The 1,297-nt window shown below is 54.7% G+C and carries 2 protein-coding genes; one reads left to right on the plus strand and one right to left on the minus strand.

The genetic code is table 11. The annotated features are described in order from the left end of the window. Positions 1-87 precede the first annotated feature (87 nt). A complete protein-coding gene (cadR, locus tag FGS76_RS06640; protein ID WP_004364961.1) occupies positions 88-495 on the minus strand; it encodes a Cd(II)/Pb(II)-responsive transcriptional regulator in 408 nt (135 codons plus the stop codon). A gap of 95 nt (positions 496-590) precedes the next feature. Between cadR and FGS76_RS06645 the strand changes: the two genes are divergently transcribed. Beyond that, positions 591-1,297, plus strand: a 707-nt coding sequence (locus FGS76_RS06645) for a cation diffusion facilitator family transporter (protein WP_138771841.1), incomplete at its 3' end; no start/stop codon positions are given.

The raw sequence follows: 1,297 nt of genomic DNA on the forward strand, positions 1-1,297 counted from the left end.
GGGTAAGCGGATTAAATGGTTGATCTTACCTTTGCATGAGAGTGAGACAGACCGGCATCTCATCGGATTATCTGGTTGATGCTTCACCTACTGCTGGTGCATGTTTCCTTCGCTAATTCCAGCAAGAACCCCACACGCCTCAACTTCCCGGTCATCGTTGCAACTCGCTCTCAGTGAAACGAGTTGTTTCTCAAGCGCTTGCAGAGCGGTTATCTGCGACCGCACATGAGAGATGTGATCATCGAGCAAGGCGTTGACGGCGGTACAAGGCTGATGAGGGTCGTCCTGATAGCTCTGTAGTTCGTGAATCTCAGCCAGTGACAGGCCCAGGATTCTGCAGCGACGGATGAAGGCCAGCCCCTCACCATGCTTCTCGGTATAGACACGGTAACCGTTGTCCTGCCGATCAGGCGGCGGCAACAAGCCCTGCTGTTCATAGAAGCGGATCGTCTGTGTTTCGACCCCTACCAACTGCGCCAACTGACCAATGCGCATCAGCCTCCTCCCCAACGGATTCTTTACTCTATTGACCTTATAGTAGCTTTATAGTTTTAAATGGTACCACAACATTGTTCAAGTGGAGTCGTATCATGAGCAAATCCTGTGGTGGCGCCTGTGGCGGTGATGCAACGTCCGCAGCGGATACCGATATACAGGCCTCCTCCGAGGCGCCAGGGAGATGGGTCAGTGTTTATGCCGTGCCGAAGATGGACTGTCCATCAGAAGAACGAATGATTCGCCTAGCCCTGAACGGCTTTGAGGAGATTCGGGCGCTGTCCTTCGACTTGTCGAACCGCCGGCTGAAGGTCGTGCATGACGGCGAGGTCGAGCCCGTCACCTCGAAACTGAAGACCTTGGGGCTAGGCGCCTCGCTTCAGGAAACCGTCGCTGCAAATCCGGAGACCATCAAGGCCGCCGAGTTTTCGGCAGCTTCTGCTAAGCAAGAATCCGGGACCCTGCGCTGGTTGCTCGGCATCAATGCACTTCTGTTCGTGGTGGAAATGACTGCCGGTCTGATCGCCCAGTCCACCGGCCTGATTGGAGAATCCCTGGACAATTTTGCCGATGCGGCGGTGTACGGGCTTGCCCTTTATGCGGTTGGACATAGCGTGAAAATGCAGGTACGTGCCGCGCATCTTGCTGGTGTACTGCAACTGATCTTGGCTGTGGGCGTGCTCGTAGAGGTGGTGAGACGCTTTGTATTCGGTAGTGAGCCTGAATCGCTGGTGATGATGGCTATCGCATTCGCTGGCTCTTATACACATTTGACGCTGGCGGGGGTTCCTTTCGTGTGGAT

Origin of the sequence: Alloalcanivorax gelatiniphagus, assembly GCF_005938655.1 — a bacterium.
GTDB classification, from domain to species: Bacteria; Pseudomonadota; Gammaproteobacteria; order Pseudomonadales; family Alcanivoracaceae; genus Alloalcanivorax; species Alloalcanivorax gelatiniphagus.

What these genes read in the sequence shown, in the direction of transcription:
- cadR (WP_004364961.1), bottom strand. Translation starts at nt 495, where the DNA reads ATGCGCATTGGTCAGTTGGCGCAGTTGGTAGGGGTCGAAACACAGACG.